General features: G+C 65.8%; 13 protein-coding genes. 7 read left to right on the top strand and 6 right to left on the bottom strand.

Translation table 11 applies throughout. From position 1 onward, the window contains the following. Window positions 1-101 precede the first annotated feature (101 nt). Window positions 102-1604, bottom strand: coding sequence for an APC family permease (locus tag AC1ZV1_RS17900; protein ID WP_484292899.1), 1503 nt, complete (start codon window positions 1602-1604; stop codon window positions 102-104). Between the two features lie 266 nt (window positions 1605-1870). Between AC1ZV1_RS17900 and AC1ZV1_RS17895 the strand changes: the two genes are divergently transcribed. From AC1ZV1_RS17895 to AC1ZV1_RS17865, 7 genes are all read left to right on the top strand, one after another. Beyond that, on the top strand, window positions 1871-2128 hold the full coding sequence (locus tag AC1ZV1_RS17895) for a hypothetical protein (RefSeq protein ID WP_484292898.1): 258 nt from the start codon (window positions 1871-1873) through the stop codon (window positions 2126-2128). Window positions 2129-2239: 111 nt separating this feature from the next. Beyond that, on the top strand, window positions 2240-2983 hold the full coding sequence (locus AC1ZV1_RS17890; RefSeq protein WP_484292897.1) for an efflux RND transporter periplasmic adaptor subunit: 744 nt from the start codon (window positions 2240-2242) through the stop codon (window positions 2981-2983). Continuing rightward, window positions 2980-4299, top strand: coding sequence for an efflux RND transporter periplasmic adaptor subunit (locus AC1ZV1_RS17885; protein ID WP_484292896.1), 1320 nt, complete (start codon window positions 2980-2982; stop codon window positions 4297-4299). The genes AC1ZV1_RS17890 and AC1ZV1_RS17885 overlap by 4 nt, the downstream gene beginning before the upstream one ends. A gap of 2 nt (window positions 4300-4301) precedes the next feature. Then, the gene (locus AC1ZV1_RS17880) at window positions 4302-6401 is read left to right on the top strand and encodes a site-2 protease family protein (protein WP_484292895.1); all 2100 of its coding nucleotides are present in this window, start codon (window positions 4302-4304) and stop codon (window positions 6399-6401) included. 159 nt (window positions 6402-6560) lie between these two features. Continuing rightward, the gene (locus AC1ZV1_RS17875; RefSeq protein WP_484292894.1) at window positions 6561-7385 is read left to right on the top strand and encodes a sulfotransferase family protein; all 825 of its coding nucleotides are present in this window, start codon (window positions 6561-6563) and stop codon (window positions 7383-7385) included. 147 nt (window positions 7386-7532) lie between these two features. After that, a complete protein-coding gene (locus AC1ZV1_RS17870) occupies window positions 7533-14123 on the top strand; it encodes an Ig-like domain-containing protein (RefSeq protein ID WP_484297585.1) in 6591 nt (2196 codons plus the stop codon). Window positions 14124-14176: 53 nt separating this feature from the next. Then, window positions 14177-15673 carry a TolC family protein gene (locus AC1ZV1_RS17865; protein ID WP_484292893.1) on the top strand — a complete coding sequence of 499 codons (1497 nt, stop codon included), beginning with the start codon at window positions 14177-14179 and terminating at the stop codon, window positions 15671-15673. Window positions 15674-15746: 73 nt separating this feature from the next. Here AC1ZV1_RS17865 and AC1ZV1_RS17860 read toward each other — a convergent pair whose 3' ends face one another. From AC1ZV1_RS17860 to AC1ZV1_RS17840, 5 genes are all read right to left on the bottom strand, one after another. After that, on the bottom strand, window positions 15747-16061 hold the full coding sequence (locus AC1ZV1_RS17860) for an AzlD domain-containing protein (protein WP_484292892.1): 315 nt from the start codon (window positions 16059-16061) through the stop codon (window positions 15747-15749). After that, complete coding sequence (locus AC1ZV1_RS17855; RefSeq protein WP_484292891.1) at window positions 16058-16756, bottom strand: AzlC family ABC transporter permease; 699 nt, start codon at window positions 16754-16756, stop codon at window positions 16058-16060. The genes AC1ZV1_RS17860 and AC1ZV1_RS17855 overlap by 4 nt, the downstream gene beginning before the upstream one ends. Before the next feature lie 76 nt (window positions 16757-16832). Then, entirely contained in the window at window positions 16833-19217 is a 2385-nt protein-coding gene (locus AC1ZV1_RS17850) for a hybrid sensor histidine kinase/response regulator (RefSeq protein ID WP_484292890.1), read from the bottom strand. A gap of 10 nt (window positions 19218-19227) precedes the next feature. After that, the gene (locus AC1ZV1_RS17845; protein ID WP_484292889.1) at window positions 19228-19689 is read right to left on the bottom strand and encodes a response regulator; all 462 of its coding nucleotides are present in this window, start codon (window positions 19687-19689) and stop codon (window positions 19228-19230) included. A 17-nt stretch (window positions 19690-19706) separates the two neighbouring features. Continuing rightward, window positions 19707-21920, bottom strand: coding sequence for an ATP-binding protein (locus AC1ZV1_RS17840; protein ID WP_484297584.1), 2214 nt, complete (start codon window positions 21918-21920; stop codon window positions 19707-19709). Window positions 21921-21979 lie beyond the last annotated feature (59 nt).

Here is a 21979-nt window from a genome sequence, read left to right as displayed (position 1 = left end):
TCAGGCATGGCCTGCCCGTGCCGGGGCGCAAGGCGGCCCGGCAGGGCAGAAGGGAAGGACAGGCGCCGGTGCGTGCCGGCGCGGATGGCTCAGTCGATGGCTCAGCCGACCGTGCGGCCGGCGAAGCTCAGGCTGGTGGCGATGCGGCGGTGCGGCTTGGCGATGAACAGGTAGGCCAGGCCGAACAGGGCGAGGACGGAGAACACCACGACCACCGCCCAGACCTGGAACCAGGGCGCGCCGGGCGGGGCGAGCATTTCCCGCGGCCAGGCCACGTTGATCGCCTCGAACACCAACCAGACCACGGCGATGACATTGACCAGCAGGCCCTTGCGGCCCAGCTTCAATGCGCCCTTGTCCGGGTCCCAGCGGCCGGTCAGGCGTGCGTACAGCGCGCTGGCAGCGACGATCAGGAAGACGAAGAAGAAGCCGCCGCTGCCAAAGGCGATCAGCGTGCCGACCGCGGTGGCGTTCAGGCCGAGCGCCAGGCCGAGGCTGGCCAGCAGGGTGCTGCAGACCATCGCCGCCATCGGCACCTTGCGCTTGTCCACGCGGCGCAGCAGGGCGGAGCCGGGAAGAATTTCATCGCGGGCCATGCCGAAGATGGCGCGGCCGATGTAGGTCTGCACCGAGACCACGCAGGCGACGAAGGCGACCAGCACGATGGCCACGAACGGCCGCTCGGCCCAGGCGCCGAAGGCGTCCACCACGGCGGGTGTCACCGGGTCGATGATCTGCCCGCTGACCACGGCGGCCGGGTCCTTGTACGACAGGGTGACGGCGAACGCGGTGAGCATCACGGTCAGGCCGACCACCAGCATCGAGCGCAGGATGGCGCGGGGCGTGGAGACGCGGGCGTCGGTGGTTTCCTCGGAAATCTGCGAACAGGCGTCGAAGCCGAGGAAGGCCCAGCCGCCCACCGCCAGTGCGGTAAGGAAGCCGCTCCAGTAGGTGCCGCCGGAAACTTCCAGGGCATTGAGGCTGCTGAACAGCATCTCGAAGGAATGGTTGCGGAAGAACAGCAGCAACAGCACGCCGATTCCGATGGAGGCGATGGCTTCGGCGAAGATGCCGGCGTTGACGAAGTACTTCAGCGGGTTGATGCCCAGCAGGTTGACCGCCAGGCCCAGGGCCAGCAGCGCCGCGCCACAGAGTACCTGTGCGTTGGCGGACGGCGGTTCGCCGGTGACCAGCAGGCCGAGCCAGAAGCCGCCCAGGTAGGACACGGTGGTCAGCGAGGCGAGGGCGGAGGCGAGGTAGAGGAAGCCGGTGAACCAGGCCGCGCGGTCGCCGATCAGCCGGCGTACCCACTGGTAGCAGCCGCCGGCCAGGGGGAACTGCGAGGACAGTTCGGCGTAGACCAGCGCTACGGTCAATTGCAGGAGCAGGCACAGGGGCACGATCCACACCCAGGACGGTCCGACGCTCATGGCGCCCAGGGACATCACCGAGTAGATGCCCACGACCGGGGAAATGGTGGCGAAGCCGACGGAGAACGAGGACCACAGGTTCAGGCCGCGGTCGAGTTCCTGGCGATAGCCGTGGCTGGCCAGCAGGCTTTCATCGCCATTGGCGGCTGCGGTGGGGCTGCGAAGGTCAGACATGCCGGCCTCCGGTGTTCAGGGAAAGGGGGGATTCACGGCCAGGCATGAGCGGGCGAAGGCGCATGGGAGATCCTCGGGGCAGTTGGAGTTGTTATCGAGAACCCGCGTCTCTAGAGGACGGCTGAGTAGCTGGCGCTGTCCGTGCAGCGCGTGGCCAGAGTAGGGCGCTGCCGCATCAGGAAAAATTCATATTTGATTGGGCTGACATCAGCCAAGGCTGATGTTTGCGGGCAGCTTTCCGGCATGATGCCAAGGTGGTCAGCGGATTGCCCTCTGAAGGTCGCCCGCCGGAGAGGCCGGGCGAGCGCGTCGGCGCGTTAATCCACGGTCTGGTCGACCATGACCAGCCACTGCGAACGCTGGACGATGCCGAAGTCTTCGTCGTCGCCCACGCCGTTGGCGGCGTGCTGCGCGCGCTGCTGGATGACCCCGGAGCCTTGGCGCCGGGGCGGCGCGAAGGCCTCGAGGAGGCGCTGGTGCAACGGGTGCTGGGGTATTACCAGGGGGCCGCTCGTAATAAATAGTGGCAGAGTGCTCTGCGGATATTTCCTACGGCTTGGCGCTCACATAGACTTCGCGCTTCGTGTCGCGGAGGGCGAAGGATGCGCAGGCAGGTCGTGTTGGGAATCTCGGGAATGCTGGCCCTGGCGGTTGGCGCACAGGCGGCCGAGCCGGTGCCTGATCCTTTGTTGCCGGTCACTGTGGGGGACGCAGGCGGCAGCCGGGACGTGCGCGGCGTATTGCACGCCCGTGAGCAGGCGATGCTGTCGAGCGAACTGGCCGGGCGGATTCTCGAGATGCCCTTTGCCGAGGGGCAGTCCTTCAAGAAGGGCGATGTCCTGGTGCGCTTCGACTGTTCCGCCTACCAGGCCCAGCTCAACGCGGCCCAGGCCGGCGTACGTGCAGCGTCTGAGGAGCTTTCCCATAACCGCCAGCTGGCCGCGCTCAATTCCGTGGGGCGGTATGAAGTCGCCCTGGCGGAGGCCAAGCAGGCCGAAGCGCAGGCACAGGCTCAGGTCTACCAGGTGCAGGTGCGCCGTTGTGGTGTGCAGGCGCCCTACGATGGCCAGGTGGTGCAGCGCAAGGCGCAGCCCTTCGAGAGTGTCGCCAGCGGTAACCCCCTGCTGGAGATCGTCGACAACCGCAGCCTGGAAATCCGCCTCCTCGTACCGTCGCGCTGGTTGTCGAAGCTCAAGCCGGGCGAGCACTTCAGTTTCACCCCGGACGAAACCGGCCAGCCGCTGCAGGTGGAAGTCAAACGCCTCGGCGCACGCATCGATGAGGCCAGCCAGACCCTGCTGCTGATCGCCAGCGTACCGCCCACGACGGGGCTGGTCGCCGGGATGAGCGGCACTGCACGTTTCGCGGATACACCATGAACGCGGCCGCCGGTGGGGCCGTCGAGCGCGCCTTCGCCCAGTTCCTTGGCCTGCAGCGCCAGGCCCGTGCGGCCGATAGCCTGGAGCGCCTGAGCTTTGCCATGGTCAACGACGGCCAGGCGCTGTTCGGCTATCGCCATGCAGCGCTGGTGATTGCCGGCAAGGTCCATGCACTGACCGGTGTCAGTGTGGTCGAGCCGCACGCGCCTTTCGTGGCCTTCATCGAGAGGGCTTGTGTCGAGTTGGACGGCAAGGACGCGCTGGAGCAGCCCGGTGTGGCCGACTGCAGCCTGCTGGGTGAGCAGACCCGCCTGGATCAACAGGAGATGAGTCTGCCGCAGGTGTTCTGGCTGCCCCTGCGGGACCGCGCCGGCGTGCGTTTCGGCGGCCTCTGGCTGGCCCGCGAGCAACCCTGGGCGGTGGCCGAGAAGGCCCTGCTCACCGAACTGGGCGATACCTATTCCCATGCCTGGCAGGCCCTGCAGCCGCGTCTGCCATGGCGCCTGCGCTGGCCGAAGAAGCGCCTGGCCGTGGTGCTGGGGGCATTGGGCCTGTTGTTGCTGGTGCCGATTCGTCAGTCGGCGCTGGCACCTGCCGAGGTGGTCCCCAAGGGAGGGCGGGTGATCGCTGCCCCGTTGGACGGGGTGATCGCCCAGGTGGTGGTGCGGCCGAACCAGCCGGTGCAACGCGGCGATCTGCTGGTGCGCTTCGACGCCACGACCCTCAAGGCCCAGGCCGATGTCGCCGAGCGCGCCCTGGCGGTGGCCGAGGCGGAGCTCAAGGCCAACAGCCAGCGTGCCTTCCAGGACGCCGAATCCGCCGCGCGCCTGGACCTGCTGGCTGCCCGCGTCGAACAGAAACGCGCCGAGCGTGATTACGCCCTGGAGCTGCTGCAACGCAGCGAAGTACGCGCCGAACAGAGCGGCGTGGCGGTATTCGCCGACGCCGAGCGCTGGACGGGCAAGCCGGTGCGTACCGGCGAGCGGCTGATGGAGATCGCCGACCCGAACAGCGCCGAGCTGCGTATCGAGCTGCCCACCGGCAGCGTGATGCAACTGGACAGCGACGCCGACGTGGCGCTGTTCCTCGATAACCAGCCGCTGACCTCGGTGCCCGCGCGCTTGCAGCGCATTGGCTACGAAGCCGAACCGGTGCCGGGCGGAGGCCTGGCGTATCGCCTGGTCGCCGGTTTTGACGAAGCGCCTCCGCGCATCGGCCTGCGCGGTACCGCCAAGCTCTACGGTGACCGTGCGCCGCTAGGCTACTACCTGCTGCGCCGGCCACTGACGGCCCTGCGCCAGACCCTGGGGTTGTGAGCTTGAACCTGCCTGCGCTGCGTGACGACCTGCAGTTGTCCGAGGCTGCGCCCACCTTCGATGGTGCGGCCCAATGGGTGCTCAACGATCCGTTGCGCGGCCGCTATTTCAAGCTGGGCGAGGCCGCTGTGCGCTTGTTGCGGCAATGGGCACTGGGTGCGCCTCTGGCGGTGCTGAGGGCCGCCAACCAGGGAGCCGGCCGCGCCCTGGGTGAGGACGATCTGGCGCAGCTCCTGCGTTTTCTCCGTGAGCATGACCTGATCGCCGCCAGCGACCCGGAGCAGCGCGACTGCTACCTGCACAAGACCCATGCGCATCGCGAGAGCCTGTGGCAGAAGGTGCTGCACCAGTACCTGTTCTTCCGCATTCCGCTGTGGCGACCGGATCCTTTCCTCAATCGCACCTGGCCCTGGCTGGCTCGCCATGGTGGTGCGTTGCTGCGCTACGGACTGCCGGCCGTGCTGGTGCTGGGACTGTTCCTGATGGCCCGTGACTGGGACCGCTTCATCGGCAGCTTCTCCTATCTCTTCAGTTGGTCCGGCGCCGCCGCGTTCGGCATCGCCCTGTGGTTCGCCAAGTTCTGCCACGAGCTGGGGCATGCCTACATGGCCAAGCGCGCCGGTTGCCGGGTGCACAGCATGGGCATTGCCGTCGTGGTGCTGCTGCCGATGTTCTACACCGACGTGTCCGATGCCTGGCGCGTCAAGGATCGCCGCAGCCGCCTGCTGATCGGCGCCGGCGGGGTGATGGCGGAAATGCTCCTGGCCTGCGTGGCGCTGCTGGTCTGGTCACTGCTCGACGACGGGCCCCTGCGCACGGCGGCCTTCCTGCTCGCCAGCGCGACCTGGCTGACCACGGTGGCGATCAACCTCAATCCCTTCATGCGCTTCGATGGCTATTTCCTGCTGAGTGACCTGCTGGGCGTGGACAATCTCCAGGGCCGTGCCTTCGCCCTGTGCCGCTGGCGACTGCGCGAGGCCCTGTTTGGCTACGGCGCGCCGATGCCCGAGCCCTTGCCGCCGGCCTTGCGCCTGCGTCTGCTGGCCTGGGGATATGCCTCGTGGGTCTGGCGTGCGCTGCTGTTCTTCGGCATCGCATTGGCGGTCTACCACCTGTTCTTCAAGGTGCTGGGCATCTTCCTGATGCTGGTGGAACTGGGCTGGTTCATCGCCTTGCCGATCTGGCGTGAAGTGAAGTTCTGGTGGCAGCACCGCGAGTATGCGCAGCCGCGCAGGAGCCTGCTGACCTTGGTGGGGCTGGCGCTGGTCGGCCTGGTCATGCTGGTGCCATGGCGCGCGTCTGTGGAGGTGCCCGCCGTTCTGGAGGCTTCCCAGGTCAGTGAGGTACACACCCCGGTGGCTGCGCAGGTGACTCGCGTGCTGGTCGCGGAGGGGCAGGCGGTCAGGGTAGGCGAGCCGCTGCTGGATCTGGCTTCTCCGGATATCGAGGCGCGGTTGCGGATCGCCGGGTTGCAACTGCGCGCACTGCAACTACAGATTGCCCGCACCCGGGCCACCCCGCTGCTGGTGGCTGACGCAGGTGTGCTGGAAAGCCAACTGGCCCAACAACTGGCGGACTACCGAGGGCTGGCGGCCGAGCGCGAGCGTCTGCAACTGCGTGCGCCGCAGGACGGTGTGGTGCGCGATCTCGACCGTAGCTTGCAGGCAGGTGCCTGGCTTGCGCCGGATCAGGTGTTGTTGCGCCTGGTTGGCCAGCAGCGGCCGAAGTTGCGCGGCTATGTCGAGCAGCAGTCGCTGGAACGCCTGGTGCCGGGCAGCGAGGGTCGCTTCGTCGCCGAAGACCCCGGTCTGCCAGCCGTGCCGGTACGCCTGAGCGAGCTGGATGCCACCAGCAGTGCGGTCCTGGCACTGCCCCTGCTTGCCTCCGATATGGGGGGGCCGCTGGCGGTGCGTCGCGATGCCGAACAGCGCGCGGTTCCCGAACATGCCCAGTACGGCGTGCGCCTCGAGTTGCTGGCCGACAGTCCGGCGCCCGCCCAGGCAATTCGCGGTGTGGTCAGCCTGCGCGGGCAAAGGGAGTCGCTGCTGGGTGGCATGCTGCGGCGTATCGCGGCGCTGGGCATTCGCGAGAGCGGTTTCTAGGGGCTGGGACACGCGGAGTCGTCTATCTCGGGCCATGCCGCAGTCCAGGTTTCACGCGGGCTGCGGCGCATTCCAATTGTCATCTGAAAAATCTGTACGAAATTTCCGGGAAGGAATAGCATTCGCCAATTGCAAAGTGCCATGAGTCGTTGAGCAGGGATGCAGAACTTTCACTTCATATCGGGTTTGCCGAGGTCGGGCAGTACGCTGCTGGCAGCCATCCTCTTGCAAAACCCACGCTTCCATGCGGGCATGTCCAGCCCCGTCGGCGGCCTGTTCACCGGCGTTCGTGAACAGTGCAGTGCCGGCAGCGAGTTTGCTCCCCTGATCAGCGCCGAGCAGCGCCGCCGCCTGCTGCGCGGGTTGTTCGACTCCTATTACGCCGACCAGCACGAGAAGTCCGTGGTGTTCGACACCAACCGCCTCTGGTGCGCCAACCTGCCGGCCCTGCGCGAGCTGTTCCCGCAGAGCAAGGTCATCGCCTGCGTACGCAACGTCGCCTGGGTGATGGACAGCCTGGAAAAACTCTTCCGCGCCAATCCCTTTGAGAACACCAAGTTGTTCGCCGACGCCAACGAGCGGAACACCGTCTATAGCCGTGTCGAGACGCTGGCCCAGGGCAACCGCCTGGTCGGTTTCGCCTGGAATGCGCTCAAGGAGGCGTATTACGGCGAACAGGCCGATTCGCTGCTGGTGATCGATTACGACCTGCTGGTGCAGAGCCCGGAGAAGGTCATGCGCCTGGTCTACCAGTTCATCGACGAGCCCTGGTTCGATCACGATTTCGACAACCTCGCCTATGACGCGCCGGACTTCGATGCCGCCCTGGGTGTCAGCGGTCTGCACCGGGTGCGCCCGCAGGTGGCGTTGCGCGAGCGACGCACGCTGCTGCCGCCGGACCTGTTCGAGCAGTACAGCAAGCTCTCTTTCTGGGAAGACGGCAGCGCCAGCGCGGCCAATGTGATTCGCATCAAGAACAACTGACAAGAATAACCGTGGCGGCAGGCAGCCCCGCGGAGCCAAGAGGTGCATTGCATGCAGTGGATCAAGCGCGTGTTCGGCGATGTCGTGCGCCGCCCGCAGGAAACCCGGATCGCACAACCGACGCTGATCATGGCGCTGGAACCGCGCATGATGTTCGACGGCGCGGTGGCTGCCACCGTTGCCGATAATTCCCACGCCAGCGCCGACAGCGCGGCGAAGGAAGTGGCGGTCAGCAAGGACAACGCCGCGCAGGGCTCCCAGACGAGCAAGGACGCGGCCAGCGCGACGCCCGCCACCGCAGACGCGCGACAGAACAGCGACGGTGGTCAGGCGGACAACCACGGCGGCGCCGTGCTGTTCGTCGATTCGCGAGTAAAGGATGCCGATGCTTTGCTGGCCAACGTGGCGCCGGGCACCCAGGTCGTGCGCCTGGATGCCACTCGTGATGGTTTGCAGCAGATCGCCGATTACCTCGACCAGCATCAGGGCATGAGCTCGGTACAGATCATCGCCCACGGCAACGCTGGCGACCTGTGGTTAGGCAACAGCTACCTGTCGGCCGACAACATCGCCGCGCGCAGCGACGTGCTGGCGACCATCGGCAAGGACATGCGCGCCGGCGGCGACATCCTCATCTATGCCTGCTACACCGCCGAAGGCGAGCGTGGAGCAAGCTTTGTCGACTCTCTGGCGCAGTACACCGGTCGCGATATCGCCGCGTCGAACAATCGTACCGGGCTGGGGGGTGACTGGACCCTGGAAATCGCCACCGGCAGCATCGAGAGCTACAACGTCCTGTCTGCAAGTTCCATGGGGGCCTACCAGTATGGGCTGGCGACCATCACCGTGACCAACGGTAACGACACCGGGGCGGGCAGCCTGCGCCAGGCGCTGAGCGATTCGGTGGCCGGGGACATCGTCACCTTCGGCTCCGCCATGACGGTGAACCTGAATTCGCAACTGGTCATTACCAAGAGCCTCACCGTCGATGGCGACCTGAACAACGACGGGGTCGCCGATGTGACCCTGAGTGGGCAGTACAAGACCCAGGTGCTGAAGGTCAATGCCGGGGTCACAGCGACCCTCGACGGGCTGGTTATCACCAAGGGGCTGGCCGTTGGTCAGGGCGCCAATGCCGGTTCGGATGCCGCCGCATCCTTGGGCGGCGGCATCGTCAACTTGGGCAACCTGACCCTGAACAACGTTACGGTTACCGGCAACGCCGCGTCTGGCGGCGGCGGAGGCGGTGGTGTGCGCGGGGGAACCGTGGGCGGTGCGGGGGGCGGTGGCGGTGCCCTTGGCGGTCAGGCCGGTGGCCGCGGCGGTGACGCCGGTAACGGCCAGGGCTACTACGCTGGCAAGTCGGGTACGGCCAACACCGGCGGCAACGGCGGTGGCTACAACCCTTCCGTCATGGGCGGCCGCGGCGGCAGCAACCTCGGCGGTGCAGGCGGTCAGGGCGCTTTCGGCTATAGCAATGGCGGCAATGGTGGTACGGCGAACAACGGCACTCTTTCCATCGGCGGTGGCGGTGGCGGTTCCGGCTGGGACAGCACCGGACGTGCCGGTGCCGCAGCCAGCGGCGGTATTTATAACGGCACTACAGGCACCCTGACGATCGTCGGTACCTCGGTCATCTCTAACAACGTCGCGGCCGGTGGTGGTGGCGGTGGCGGCGGGGGCAGTGGTCCGGGGGCGTCTTCCGATCCGGGTGGCGCGGGCGGCAAGGGCGTCGGGGCGATCTGGAACCGGGGCAACCTGCTGATCACCGCAGCCAACTTTACGGCACTGAGCAACGGCAACAACAAGGCGGCCAGCGGTGTCGGGGGTAACGGACCTGGGGGTGTTGCGGCGAGCAGCCCGTCGTCGGTGGATGGCATCTACAACGACGGTGGTTTCCTGAACACCGCCTACAATCCGGCACCGACCGCGACCATCGTGGTCAGCAACACGACCCAGCACATCGGCAGCTCCTCGCTGGTGACCATCACCTTCAACCAGGCGGTGACAGGCTTCACCAACGCCGATCTGACGGTCTCCAACGGCACCCTGAGCGCCGTGAGTTCCAGCGATGGCGGCACTACCTGGACCGCGACCTTCACGCCAAACTCAAGCGTCACCAGTGCCAGTAACGTCATCACCCTGGACAACACCGGCGTCAACAGCGCCTCGACCGGCACGGCGGGCAGCGGTACCACCACGTCCAACAACTACTCGGTCGATACCGTGCGGCCAACCGCGACCATCACGGTTGCCAGCGCCACGCTGACCACCAACAACACCTCGACGGTGAACATCACCTTCAGCGAGGCGGTCACCGGTTTCAGCCTGGCCGACATGTCGGCGTCCAACGGCACCCTGAGCAACCTGAGCACCAGTGACAACATCCACTGGACCGCGACCCTGACGCCGAACGCCGGCAATACCAGTAATGGCAACATCATCATCCTGGACAACAGCCTCTACACCGATGCCTCGGGCAACACCGGCGCCGGCGTGGCCCTGTCCAACCTCTACGCCGTCGATACCCAGCGGCCGACTGCAACGATCGCGGTCAGCAACACCTCGTTGAACATCGGCGGCAGCAGCCTGGTGACCATCACCTTCAGCGAGGCGGTGACCGGTTTCTCCCTGGCCGATCTGACGGCGTCCAACGGTACCCTGAGCAACCTGACCACCAGCGACAACATCACCTGGACCGCGATCCTGACCCCGACCAACGGCGTCACCCACAGCGGCGATGTCATCACCCTGACCAACTCCGGGGTCAACGACCTGGTGGGCAACGCCGGTACCGGCACCACCAGCTCCAACACCTACGCGGTCGACACCCAGCGGCCGACCGCGACCATCGTGTTCGCCAACCCGAACATCGGCATCGGCCAGACGTCGCTGGTGACCATCACCTTCAGCGAAGCGGTGAGCGGCTTCACCAACGATGACCTGACGGTGAGCAACGGCACCCTGAGTACCGTGAGCAGCAGCGACGGTGGCGTCACCTGGACTGCCACCTTCACCCCGACCGCGGGTATCGACAGCGCCAGCAACCACGTCATTCTGGACAACACGGGCGTTGCCGACGGGGCCGGCAACGCCGGTAGCGGCACCACCACGTCCAACAACTATGCCATCGATGGCGTTCGGCCCACCGCGACCGTGGTCATGGACAGGAGCTCGCTGATCATCGGCCAGACCGCGCAGGTGACCATCACCTTCAGCGAGGCGGTGACCGGCTTCGCCAACGGCGACCTGACGGTATCGGGCGGTACGCTGAGTGCGGTGAGCAGTAGCGATGGTGGCGTCACCTGGACCGCCACCTTCACTCCGACCGGGAATATCACCAGCGCCAGCAACGTCATCACCCTGAACAACACCGGCTACACCGACACCGCCGGCAACGCCGGGACCGGCACCAGCGTATCGAACAACTACGCCATCGACACCCAGCGTCCGACCGCCACTATCGTCATGTCGGACCCAACCCTGAGTGCCGGTGAAACCTCGCAGGTGACCATCACCTTCAGCGAAGCGGTGGCCGGCTTCACCGTGGGTGACCTCAACGCCGGCAACGGCACCCTGAGCAACCTGAGCAGCAGCGACGGCGGTATCACCTGGACCGCGACCTTCACCCCGAATGCCAACACCAGCAGCGGGACCAACGTCATCACCCTGGCCAATACCGGAGTGACCGATATCGCCGGCAACAACGGTACCGGTACCACCAGTTCGGTGAACTACACCATCGACACCGTGCGTCCCACCGCGACCATCGTGGTGGCCAACCCGGCACTGAAGATCGGCGACACCTCCCAGGTGACCATCACCTTCAGCCAGGCGGTGTCCGGCTTTACCAACGCCGACCTGACGGTGGTGGGCGGTACCCTCAGCGCGGTTAGCAGTGCCGATGGTGGCATCACCTGGACGGCGACCTTCACCCCGGCCGGCAACATCAGCAACGCGGCCAACCACATCACCCTGGACAACAGCGGCGTCAACGCGGTCTCCTCGGGTAACGCCGGCACGGGCCTGAGCACGTCCAACAACTACGTGATCGATACCCAGCGGCCGACGGCGACCATCGTGGTGGCGGACAACCAACTGGGCATTGGCGGCAGTTCGCAGGTGACCATCACCTTCAGCGAGGCGGTGACCGGTTTCAGCCTGGCCGACCTGACGGTCGACAACGGTACCCTGAGCAACCTGACCACCAGCGACAACATCACCTGGACTGCCACCCTGACGCCGGCGCTGGGCGTGAACGCGGGCAACAACCATGTCCGTCTGGATAACACCGGCGTCACGGACATTGCCGGTAACGCGGGTTCAGGCGCCACCAACTCGAATGCCTATGCCGTGGACAGCATCCGGCCCACAGCGACCATCGTGGTAGGCGACGCAATGCTGTCGGCTGGCGAGAGCACCACCGTGACCATCACCTTCAGCGAGGCGGTGACCGGTCTCGACAACACCGACCTGAGCGTGCCCAACGGCACGCTCGGCACGCTCAGTTCCAGCGATGGCGGGATCACCTGGACGGCGACCTACACCCCGAATACCAACGTTCGCGACACCAGCAACGTGATCACCCTGAACAACACCGGCTATGCCGACCTGGCCGGCAACACCGGTGTCGGCGTGACCAATTCGGCGAACTTCACCATCGACACGGTGCGCCCAACGGCGACCATCGTGGTGTCCAGCCCGACCTTGAATGCCGGCGCCACTTCGCAGGTGATCATCACCTTCAGCGAGGCGGTCAGTGGTTTCACCAACGCCGACCTGACGGTGGAGCAGGGCACCCTCAGTGCGGTGAGCAGCAGCGACGGTGGCGTGACCTGGACCGCGACCTTCACGCCGTCGGTGAACGTCACCGATACCACCAACCTCATCACCCTGGACAACAGTGGTGTGCAGAACGCCTCGGGCAATGCCGGCAGCGGCACGACCACATCCAACAACTACGCGATCGACACCCAGCGACCGACAGCGACCATTACGGTGGCCAATCCCAACCTGGGTATCGGCCAGACCACCACCGTGACCATTGCGTTCAGTGAGGTGGTGAGCGGTTTCAGCCTGGCCGACCTCAGCGTCGCCAACGGCGTGCTGTCCAACCTGGCCAGCAGCGACGGTGGCATGACCTGGACCGCAACCCTGACGCCCACCGCGACGATCACTGATCCGACCAACCTGATCGTGCTCGATACCGCACTGGTTTCCGACACGGCAGGTAACGCGGGAGCCGGTATTGCCATTTCGAACAACTATTCAATCGATAACGACCGTCCGACTGCCAGCATCGTGCTGGCTGATCCGGAGCTCAAGGCCGGTGAAACCTCCCTGGTGACCATCACCTTCAGCGAGAAGGTCATCGGCTTCAGCAACGCCGACCTTGTGGTGAGCAGCGGTACCCTGAGCGCGGTCAGCAGCAGCGACGGCGGCAAGACCTGGACCGCGACCTTCACCCCGACCGCCGAAATCAACAGCCTGAACAACGTCATCAGCCTGGACAACACCCGCTACTCCGACCTTGCCGGCAACAGCGGAACAGGTGTCACCGAGTCGGCCAACTACAGCGTCGAGACCAGGGTGCCGAGCGCCAGCGTCGTGGTCGCCGATTCGGTCCTCAAGGCCGGACAAAGCTCGCAGGTGACCATCACGTTCAGCGAAGCGGTGACTGGCTTCAGTAATGCCAACCTGAAGGTGGAAGGCGGTACCTTGAGCGCCGTCAGCAGTCACGATGGTGGCGTCACCTGGACGGCAACCTTCACACCCGACAGCAACGTGACCGCCGCCGGTAATCACATCAGCCTGGACAACAGCAGCGTGGTCAGCGCCGCCGGTAATGCAGGCAATGGAATCACGCTTTCGAACGCCTACGCCATCGACACGACTCGTCCGACAGCGACCATTGTGGTCGCCCAACCGAGTCTGGCGGTAGGGCAATCCACTCAGGTGACCCTCACCTTCACCAGGGCGGTCATTGGCCTGGATCTGTCCGATCTGAGTGCAACCAACGCGACGCTTTCAAACCTGAACAGCACGGATGGCGGCCTCACCTGGACCGTAACCCTGACCCCGGCATCCAACGTGCGGGCGGGGAGCAATGTGATCACGCTGAACAATCTCGGATACACCGACGCGGTAGGGAACACGGGCGTGGGGCTGACCCTGTCCGGCAACTACGCGATCAACACCAGTGCGCTGGTGGGTGATCCTCAGTTCCTGGTCGACTCGGGCCGTCCGCAGCCCATGCCGTTCACCACCACTTTCGAGCCCGCCGGCAATCCTCCGAACCTTACAGCGACGGGGACGATCGCCCTGGGCAATGCGCCTTTGCTCGACAGCAGCAACCGCGGCTCGGCACAGACGGTGTTGAGCGGTGTGTTCCGTGAAGGTCCGAGCCAGACCCAACTTGCACTGATCTTCTCGAACAACAGCAACAGTGCCTTCGGCGATGGCAGCGGTCACGGCTTCCTTGGTTTCGGTGGCGGCGATGGTGGTGTCTTCGGCACGAGCACCCTGGGGGCAATCTTCGGAGAGGCTCGCGAGGGCGATGAGCAGGCGCTGTCGGCCTTCGGCCAGCGGCATGGGGACATTGGCGGTGGCCTGAGCGGCGTCTTCGCCGGCACGGGCCTCGGCCAGCAATTGCAGGAAATGAACCAGCGTGAGCAGCGACAGGTCGCCGACCTGGCGCGGGCTTTCGGTGAGCTCGGCCAGGAACGGTCGGCAAGCTGAAGGTAACGGGGCGGACAATCACAAGAAGCCGTACAGGGGGCGGCTCCATCACAATGAACAAGCAATTCCGATTCCTCAGTGTCAGCTTGCTGGCGCTGGCCATCAGCGGCTGCGCCGTGACCAGCGACCCGATCAGCCGGGCGGACAGCGAGCAGCGTGCGCGCGACGACCTGGCCGGCATGTTCCGCGCTCAGGAGCCGCTCAACGGCCCGCTGACGCTCAACGATGCATTGGCCCGTGCCATCAAGTACAACCTCGAAGGCCGCCTGAAGGTCATGGAGCAGGCGCTGGCCAGCCGCCAGGTTGACCTGGCGACCTTCGACATGCTGCCGCGCATGGCGCTGGAAGCCGGCTATGCCGGGCGCAACAACGTCAGCGCCTCGTCCAGCAAGAGCGTGCTGACCAACCAGCAATCCCTGGAACCGTCCACCTCGCAGGACCGCGACCGCGACGTCGCCGACCTGACCATGGTGTGGAACGTGCTCGACTTCGGCGTCAGCTACGTCAGCGCCAAGCAGCAGGCCGACCAGCGCCTGATCCTCGATGAGCGCCGCCGCAAGGTACGCCAGACCATCGTCCAGGATGTGCGCTCGGCGTACTGGCGGGCGGTGGCCGCCGAGCGTCTGCTCGGCCGCATCGATGGCCTCACCGCACGCGTCGAGCAGGCGCGCAAGGACAGCCAGAACCTCGGTAGCCAGCGCATCGGCGACCCGGTCCAGGCGATGAGCTATCAACGTTCGCTGATCGAAGCCACGCGCCAGCTGGAAGTGCAGCGCAAGGCGCTGTCGCTGGCCAAGACCGAGCTGGCCACCCTGATCAACCTGCCGCCGGGCACCGACCTGAAGCTGGCGATGCCGGCCGACGGCTACCCGCTGCCGGAGCTGAAGGTGAGCATGGACAGCCTGGAGCGCGAGGCGCTGGCGTCGCGTCCGGAACTTCGCGAGCAGGACTACCAGAGCCGCATCAGCGCGGCCGAAACCAAGAAGGCCATGCTGCGCCTGCTGCCGGGCCTGGAGTTCTCCGCGGGCGGGCACTACGACAGCAACTCCTACCTGGTGAACCAGAGCTGGGCGGACTATGGCGTCAAGGTCACCTGGAACCTGTTCAACGTGATTTCCGCCCCGGCCGCGATCAAGGTCGCCAAGGCCGGCGAAGACGTCGCCGCGGCCCGTCGCCAGGCGCTGTCCATGGCGGTTCTGGCGCAACTCTATGTTGCCCAGGCGAACTACCAGGAAGCGCGCCGGCAGTTCCAGACCAGCGAAGAGCTGGCCAGCCTCGACGGCCAGATCACCCAGGAACTGCGCAACCGCCACCAGGCCCAGGGCATCGGCGAACTGGAGCTGATCCAGGGCGAGTTGAACAACCTGCAGGCCGACCTGCAGCGCGACCTGGCGTATGCCGAGCTGCGCAACGCGTACGGCCAGGTGTTCGCCAGCGTGGGCCTCGACCCGCTGCCGGCACAGCTGAAGTCCGATTCGCTCAGCGACATCGGCCAGGGCCTGGCCAGCCGCGAGGAGCAGTGGCAGCGTGGTGAAATCGCCACTCCGTGAGGCGTGCTGTTGCCTGAATGAAAAAAGCCCCGGCCATGTGCCGGGGCTTTTTTTGGAGCCGTTGGTGCCGGCGCTACAGCCACCAGCGCAGCAGGTAGAACGCGCCCATGCTGAGGAGCACGCTGAGCAGTACGTTGCGCGTCCACAGCACCAGCGCCACGGCGACGATGGCCCCGAGCAGGTAGGGGTTGTCCAGGCGCAGGTTCAACTGGTGCTCGGGAAGGAACACGATGGGCCCGCAGATCGCCGTGAGCATCCCCGGCACCGCGAAGCCGAGGAACTGCCGCACGTTGCTGCCCAGGCGGATCGGCAGGCGTGGCTCGAGGAACACGTAGCGGTTGAAGAACACGATCAGCCCCATGCCGACGATCACTGCCCAGGCCATCATGCGCGCACCCCCGAGAATTTCTGGCAGAGGAAGCCGGCGAACATCCCCGCCAGCCCGGACAGCACCAGCGCCGAGCCGACGTGCAGGTAGCTGAGCAGCACCGAGCAGAACAGCGAGACGGCGACGCAGACCACGGTGGGGATGTTCTTCACCACCGGCACGATCAAGGCGACGAAGGTGGCGGCGATGGAGAAGTCCAGCCCCAGGTGCTCAAGGCCGGGAATGCTGGTGCCGATCAGCACGCCGGCGAGGGTGAACAGGTTCCAGGCGATATAGAACGTCAGGCCCACGCCCAGGGCGTACCAGCGGTTGAAGGTCTGCTTGTCGTGGCTGCTGGTGAGGGCGAACAGCTCGTCGGTGAGCAGAAAACCCAGCCCGGCGCGCCAGCGCCCCGGCAGCGGGGAAATCACCGGGCGCATGGTCATCCCGTAGAGCAGGTGCTGCGAAGTCAGCAGCAGGGTGGTGACCATGATCGAGAAGAACCCGGCACCGCCCTTGAGCATGCCGATCGCCACCAGCTGCGCCGCACCGGCGAAGACGATGGCGGACAGGCCCTGTCCGTGCAGCGGCGAGAGACCGGCGTCGATCGCCAGGGAGCCGGCCAGCAGGCCCCAGGGCAGGACCGCGAGTGATAGCGGCATGATGTCGATGGCGCCCCTGAGGAAGGCGCGTGAGGGAAGCTGATCGTGGGACATGAGCGTTTCTTGCAGGCAGATAAGTGCCTTCAGCGTGGCAGAGAAACGCATCGCCTGGCTTGAACAATCTTGCTATTCAGTCGCTGCCCAGCAGTTCACCCAGGGAGCGTGCCAATTCCTCGTGCTGCACCGGCTTCTGGATCACCACGCTGCCGGGTAGTTCCAGCCCCTGCAGCTCGGCGTAGCCGGTGAGGAACACCACGGGCAGGTAGGGGAAGCGCTCGCGGGCCATGCGCGCCATCTGAGCGCCGTTGAGCTCGGGCATGGCGAAGTCGGTGAGCAGCAGGTCGACGTCTCCGTCAAGCATTGCCAGTGCCTGCTGCCCGCTGCTCGCCTGACGGACGCGGTATCCGTAGAGGCGCAGGGCGTCGCCCAGCAGTTCGCGGACGAGGTCGTCATCGTCGACCAGCAGGATGTTGCGGTCGCGACCACTGCCGGCCAGTCCCTGGACCATTTCCGTCTGGACGGCCTCTCTGGCAAGTGGATGGTCGACGGCAGGCAGGAAGACGTCGACCTGCGTGCCCCGGCCCGGCTCGCTGTCGATGTGCACGCCGCCGCCGGACTGCTTGGCGAAGCCGAACACCTGCGCCAGTCCCAGCCCCGAGCCTTTGCCGATGTCCTTGGTGGTGAAGAATGGCTCGAAGACCTTACCCAGCACTTCTTCATCCATGCCACAGCCGCTGTCGCGGATCGACAGCATTACGTAGTCGCCCGGTTCGGGATGTTCGGGACAGCTGGGTGGCTGCTGGATACGCGTGTTGCAGGTGGACAGGACCAGTTGACCACCACCGGGCATGGCGTCACGGGCGTTGATCGCGAGGTTGAGGATGATCATCTCGGTCTGGGTCGGGTCGGTCAGCGCCTGCCAGAGGTTGTCGTCGAGCTCCAGACGCACCGAGATATTGCCACCCAGGGATCGACGCAGGAGTTCCTCCAGCCCCGTCAGCGTGTCGTTCAGGTTCAGGGGTACCGGCTCCAGTCGCTGTCGGCGGGAGAATGCGAGCATCTGCGCGGTGAGCTTGGCGCCGCGCTCGCCGGCTTCGCGGATGTGCTGCAGGCGCTGGCGGGCTTTCTCGTAGTCACCTTTGGCCAGGTCCCGTTCGAGGAAGGTGGCGCCGCTGAGGATCACCGTCAGCAGATTGTTGAAGTCATGGGCGACACCGGCGGTGAGCTGGCCCACCGCTTCCAGGCGCTGCATCTGCTGCAACGCGGCTTCGATGCGCTCACGCTCGGCGATCTGCTCGCGCAGCCGGGTGTTGGCCTCGGCCAGATCCAGCGCCGCTTCGCGCTCGCTGGTGATGTCGCGGGCAACCACGTAGAGCAGCGTATCTTCCGGTACCACCACCCATGACAGCCAGCGCTGGCGTCCGCTGGCGTGACGGATACGACCATCGAAGCGGGCGCTGGTCCCGCCATGGGCAAGCGCCGCGAGTTCCGTCAGGAATGACTCCTGGTCCTGCTCGGGCAGCAGTTGCAGCAGCGACAGGCGCGACAGCGTCTGGCGCGGGAAGCCCAGTGCGGCTTCCCAGGCCGGGTTCAGTGCGACCGGGGTGAGGTCGCTGTTGAGCACGGCCAGCAGGTCCTGGGATAGATCCCAGGACCGGTCGCGCTCACGGGTACGGCGCTCGACCCGCTCGCCCAGCATCTCGTTGAGCTGTTCCAGTGCCTGGGTTGCCTTGCGCTGCTGGTGGATGTCCTGCAGCACACCGGAGAAACGCAGGCAGCGTCCATCGACGAACTGCGCCTGGCCACTGCTGAGCAGCCAGCGTGGTTCCAGGCCATCGGGCTGGGCGATGCGGAACTCGACGCGATAGCGCCCGTCGCCCTGGGGATCCATCGCACGCTGAACGCCGTCGCGAACCAGGGCGAGGTCGTCGGGATAGATGCCGGCGTAGAAGAGCTCCATGCTCATCTCGGTGTCCGGCCGGAGGCCGAACAGGGTCTTGCAACGGTCATCCCAGAGCAGCAGACCATCCTCCGGGCGCAAGTCCCAGGTACCCATGCCGGCGGCGTCGATGGCAATGCGGGCACGGGCTTCGACATCCGCCAGCGCCTCCTCGGCGCGCCGGCGGCGCTGGCGCTCCTGGACTTCGGTGAGGGCGCGGCGCACGGCCTTGGGCAGCAGCGGAAGGTTCTTCTTCAGCACGTAGTCGGTGGCGCCGAGGCGGATCATCTCCACCGCGTGCTCTTCGCCATAGATGCCGGAAAGGAAGATGAACGGCGTGTCGGGTGTCAGGCGCTGGGCGATGGCCAGCACATGGGTGCCGGAGGAGCCGGGCAGCACGCAATCACAGAGGATCAGGTCGAAGCTGCCTTCGTTCAGGGCATGCTCGGCACCGACGTGGTCGAATACATGCCGCGCATCGATCCTGATGCCGCTGCGCTCCAGGCGCAGCAGGGTCAGCTCGGCATCCATGGCGCTGTCTTCGACGATCAGCAGTTTCAGCGGGGCTTCGGACATCGCCGCTCCGTCACAGGTTACGTCTACGATTCAGACGCAGCGAACCGGGCGGAGGTTCATTGAGAACGGCCCAGAAGACGCCCAGGTCGGAGATCGCCGTGACGAATTCCTTGAACTCCACCGGCTTGACCACATAGGCGTTGACGCCCAGTTCATAGGCGCGTTGCAGGTCCGGCTCTTCCCGCGAGGAGGTCAGCATGACCGTCGGGATGCTGCGCAGCTCAGGTGTGTCGCGCACCACCTTGAGCACTTCCAGACCATCGACCTTGGGCAGCTTGAGGTCCAGCAGCAGCACCGCCGGGTTGCCGTCGTCACGCTGGGCGTGGGCACCCTGGCGCAGCAGATAGTCCAGCGCGTCGGCGCCATCGCGCATGATGATGACTTCGTTGGCCAACTGGCTGCGTTCGAGCGCCAGAAGGGTCAGCTCCAGATCGCGGGGGTTGTCTTCGACCAACAGAATGGGTTTGAGCATGGTACGCGGGGTTTCCGTCAGTGGGGGTTGCGGGGCAGGGCGAAATGGAAGGTCGCGCCATGGTCGATCCGGCCTTCGGCCCAGACCCTTCCGTCATGGCGTTCGACGATGCGGCGGACGCTGGCCAGGCCAATCCCGGTGCCTTCGAACTCTTCCATCCGGTGCAGGCGCTGGAAGACGCCGAACAACTTGCCGGCATAGGCCATGTCGAAGCCCACGCCGTTGTCGCGGATGAAGATTTCGGTTTCGGAGGCTGTCTGGCGAGCGCCGATCTCGATGTGCGCGGGATCGCGGCCGCGGGTGTATTTGATGGCATTGGCAATGAGGTTGCGCAGCGCCAGGTTGATGAAGGCCGGGTCGCCGGTCAACCGAGGCAACTGTTCGACCTCCCAGATGATGTGCCGGCCGGCGTAATCGGGCTCCATCTCGACGCGGATGGTTTCCACCAGGGCATTGAGGTCCACTTCCGAGAGGCGCAACGCGGAGCGGCCCATCTGCGAGAAGCTCAGCAGGTTGTCCACCAGCGTGCCGGCGAAGCGAGCCGCCTCCTCGATGTGCTGGAGGAAGCGGCGGCCGCGCTCGCTCAGCGCGTCACCCTCGGTCTCGCCCAGCAACTCGGCATAGCCTGCGATGTGCCGCAGCGGTGCGCGCAGGTCATGAGAGACGCTGTACGAGAAGGCCTCCAGTTCCTTGTTCGAACGGCGCAGTTCGCCGGCCAGTTGGGCCAGTTCTTCGGCCTTGCGCAAGACGATGCCAAGCACCGACGTGCGCAGTTCCACCGCGGCATCGATGATCAGCGGTTCCCAGGGGGCGGAGAAGCCGCGAACCTCCTCCTGCCATCGCTCGAAGCTGTGGCGCGGATTGAGCTTGCCCTGCGGGTCGATGTCCTTCTCCGGGCGCCCGGCCCAGTTCACCGTGCGCGCCTGCTCCGGGCGGAACCACACCAGGTAGTGCGAGTGGATCTGCGAGATGGCGACGGCCAGCACGCCGGCGGCGTGTCGGGCGAGTTCGGGCAGTTCCTGGATATCACGTTGCAGGTTGTCGCTGTGGAAGACCGCCTCATCCCCCCGGCTGGCGAGCCAATGTACCAGCGCATTGATCTGCGACTCCGGCGGCGTGATGCCCACCAGGTCGCAGTGCTCGGCGGAAATCACCGCCGCGCCACTGGCGTTTGCGAACCCGAGCAGCACGTCGGGCAAGTCCAGCAGGCCTTCGCTGACGCTGTCGTGGTCGGCCATGGCAGCCAGCATCTGCACGATGCGCTGGCGCAGGTCGAGCAATTGGCGCGCGCTGGCATGGGATTCGCGGGATTCGATCTGCAGCGACAAGACGCTGCTCAGCAACTCGCACGCGGTACGGGTCTGGAAGCCGACGACGCGTGGCTCGCGGTGATGGCAGGAAATCAGCCCCCAGAGCCGCCCGTCCACGACAATGGACAGTGACATGGACGCCAGCGTACCCATGTTGCGCATGTACTGCAGGTGGACTGGGGAAACGCTGCGCAGGGCGGCAAAGCTCATGTCCAGCGGCTTGCCGGTGCGTGGATTCTCAGCGGGAACCAGCGGGGATGGCTGGTAATTGGCATCCTCGATCACCCGGATGCGGTTGATCCGGTAAAGCTCTCGAGCTTGCCGCGGGATGTCGCTGGCGGGAAAGCACAGCCCCAGATACTCCGAGTAGCCGGCGTCGGCGGCTTCGGCGATGACCAGACCGTTGCCCTCGTCATCGAAGCGGTAGGCCTTCACTCGACCGAACCCGGTGATGTGCTTGACCTCGTGCACCGAGCGTCGCAGCAGCTCCTCGATGCTGTCGGCGCTGTGCAGACCGGCCACGAAGGCACGTATCAGCGGGTAGAAGTCCACCGAAGAGCCTTTGTCTTCGCGTTTCTCGCGGGGTTCGAACTCGACGATCAGTACCTGGTCGTGGCGATGCACGAGGACGGTGGCGTGCTTGCCGGTGCTGGTCCCCTGGCGCAGGCGGATATCGCCGATGTGGAAGGGGAAAATCTCGCTGTCGGGCAGGCGTTTCAGGTGTTCGCGCAGATCGAAATCGTCGTCGATCAGGGCCGCGAAGTCGCGGCCCTGCAATTCGTGGGCAGGCAGGCCGAGCCAGCGCTGAGCGTTTTCGCTGGCTTGCAGGACGCGCAGGTTCGCCTCGTCCAGGACGAGCAGAAATCCATGGGGCTGGATGCTGCCCGGTAGCTGAATCGGTTCCTGGGCGCAACGCTCCATGGCGTGTTCGAGGGCGGTCTCGGCGGCGAGCAAGGCGGGGCACTCCGTGTGGGACCGAC

Source organism: Pseudomonas sp. BB438 (assembly GCF_057180225.1).
The sequence above is the reverse complement of the archived record's forward strand: the minus strand, read 5'-3'. Positions and strand labels throughout refer to the sequence as shown.

Excerpts from the sequence above, each read along its gene's own strand:
- AC1ZV1_RS17900 (WP_484292899.1), bottom strand. The coding sequence starts at position 1,604 with ATGTCTGACCTTCGCAGCCCCACCGCAGCCGCCAATGGCGATGAAAGC.
- AC1ZV1_RS17890 (WP_484292897.1), top strand. The coding sequence starts at position 2,240 with ATGCTGGCCCTGGCGGTTGGCGCACAGGCGGCCGAGCCGGTGCCTGAT.
- AC1ZV1_RS17885 (WP_484292896.1), top strand. The coding sequence starts at position 2,980 with ATGAACGCGGCCGCCGGTGGGGCCGTCGAGCGCGCCTTCGCCCAGTTC.
- AC1ZV1_RS17875 (WP_484292894.1), top strand. The coding sequence starts at position 6,561 with ATGCAGAACTTTCACTTCATATCGGGTTTGCCGAGGTCGGGCAGTACG.
- AC1ZV1_RS17870 (WP_484297585.1), top strand. The coding sequence starts at position 7,533 with ATGATGTTCGACGGCGCGGTGGCTGCCACCGTTGCCGATAATTCCCAC.
- AC1ZV1_RS17865 (WP_484292893.1), top strand. The coding sequence starts at position 14,177 with ATGAACAAGCAATTCCGATTCCTCAGTGTCAGCTTGCTGGCGCTGGCC.
- AC1ZV1_RS17860 (WP_484292892.1), bottom strand. The coding sequence starts at position 16,061 with ATGATGGCCTGGGCAGTGATCGTCGGCATGGGGCTGATCGTGTTCTTC.
- AC1ZV1_RS17855 (WP_484292891.1), bottom strand. The coding sequence starts at position 16,756 with ATGTCCCACGATCAGCTTCCCTCACGCGCCTTCCTCAGGGGCGCCATC.
- AC1ZV1_RS17850 (WP_484292890.1), bottom strand. The coding sequence starts at position 19,217 with ATGTCCGAAGCCCCGCTGAAACTGCTGATCGTCGAAGACAGCGCCATG.
- AC1ZV1_RS17845 (WP_484292889.1), bottom strand. The coding sequence starts at position 19,689 with ATGCTCAAACCCATTCTGTTGGTCGAAGACAACCCCCGCGATCTGGAG.
- AC1ZV1_RS17840 (WP_484297584.1), bottom strand. The coding sequence starts at position 21,920 with ATGGAGCGTTGCGCCCAGGAACCGATTCAGCTACCGGGCAGCATCCAG.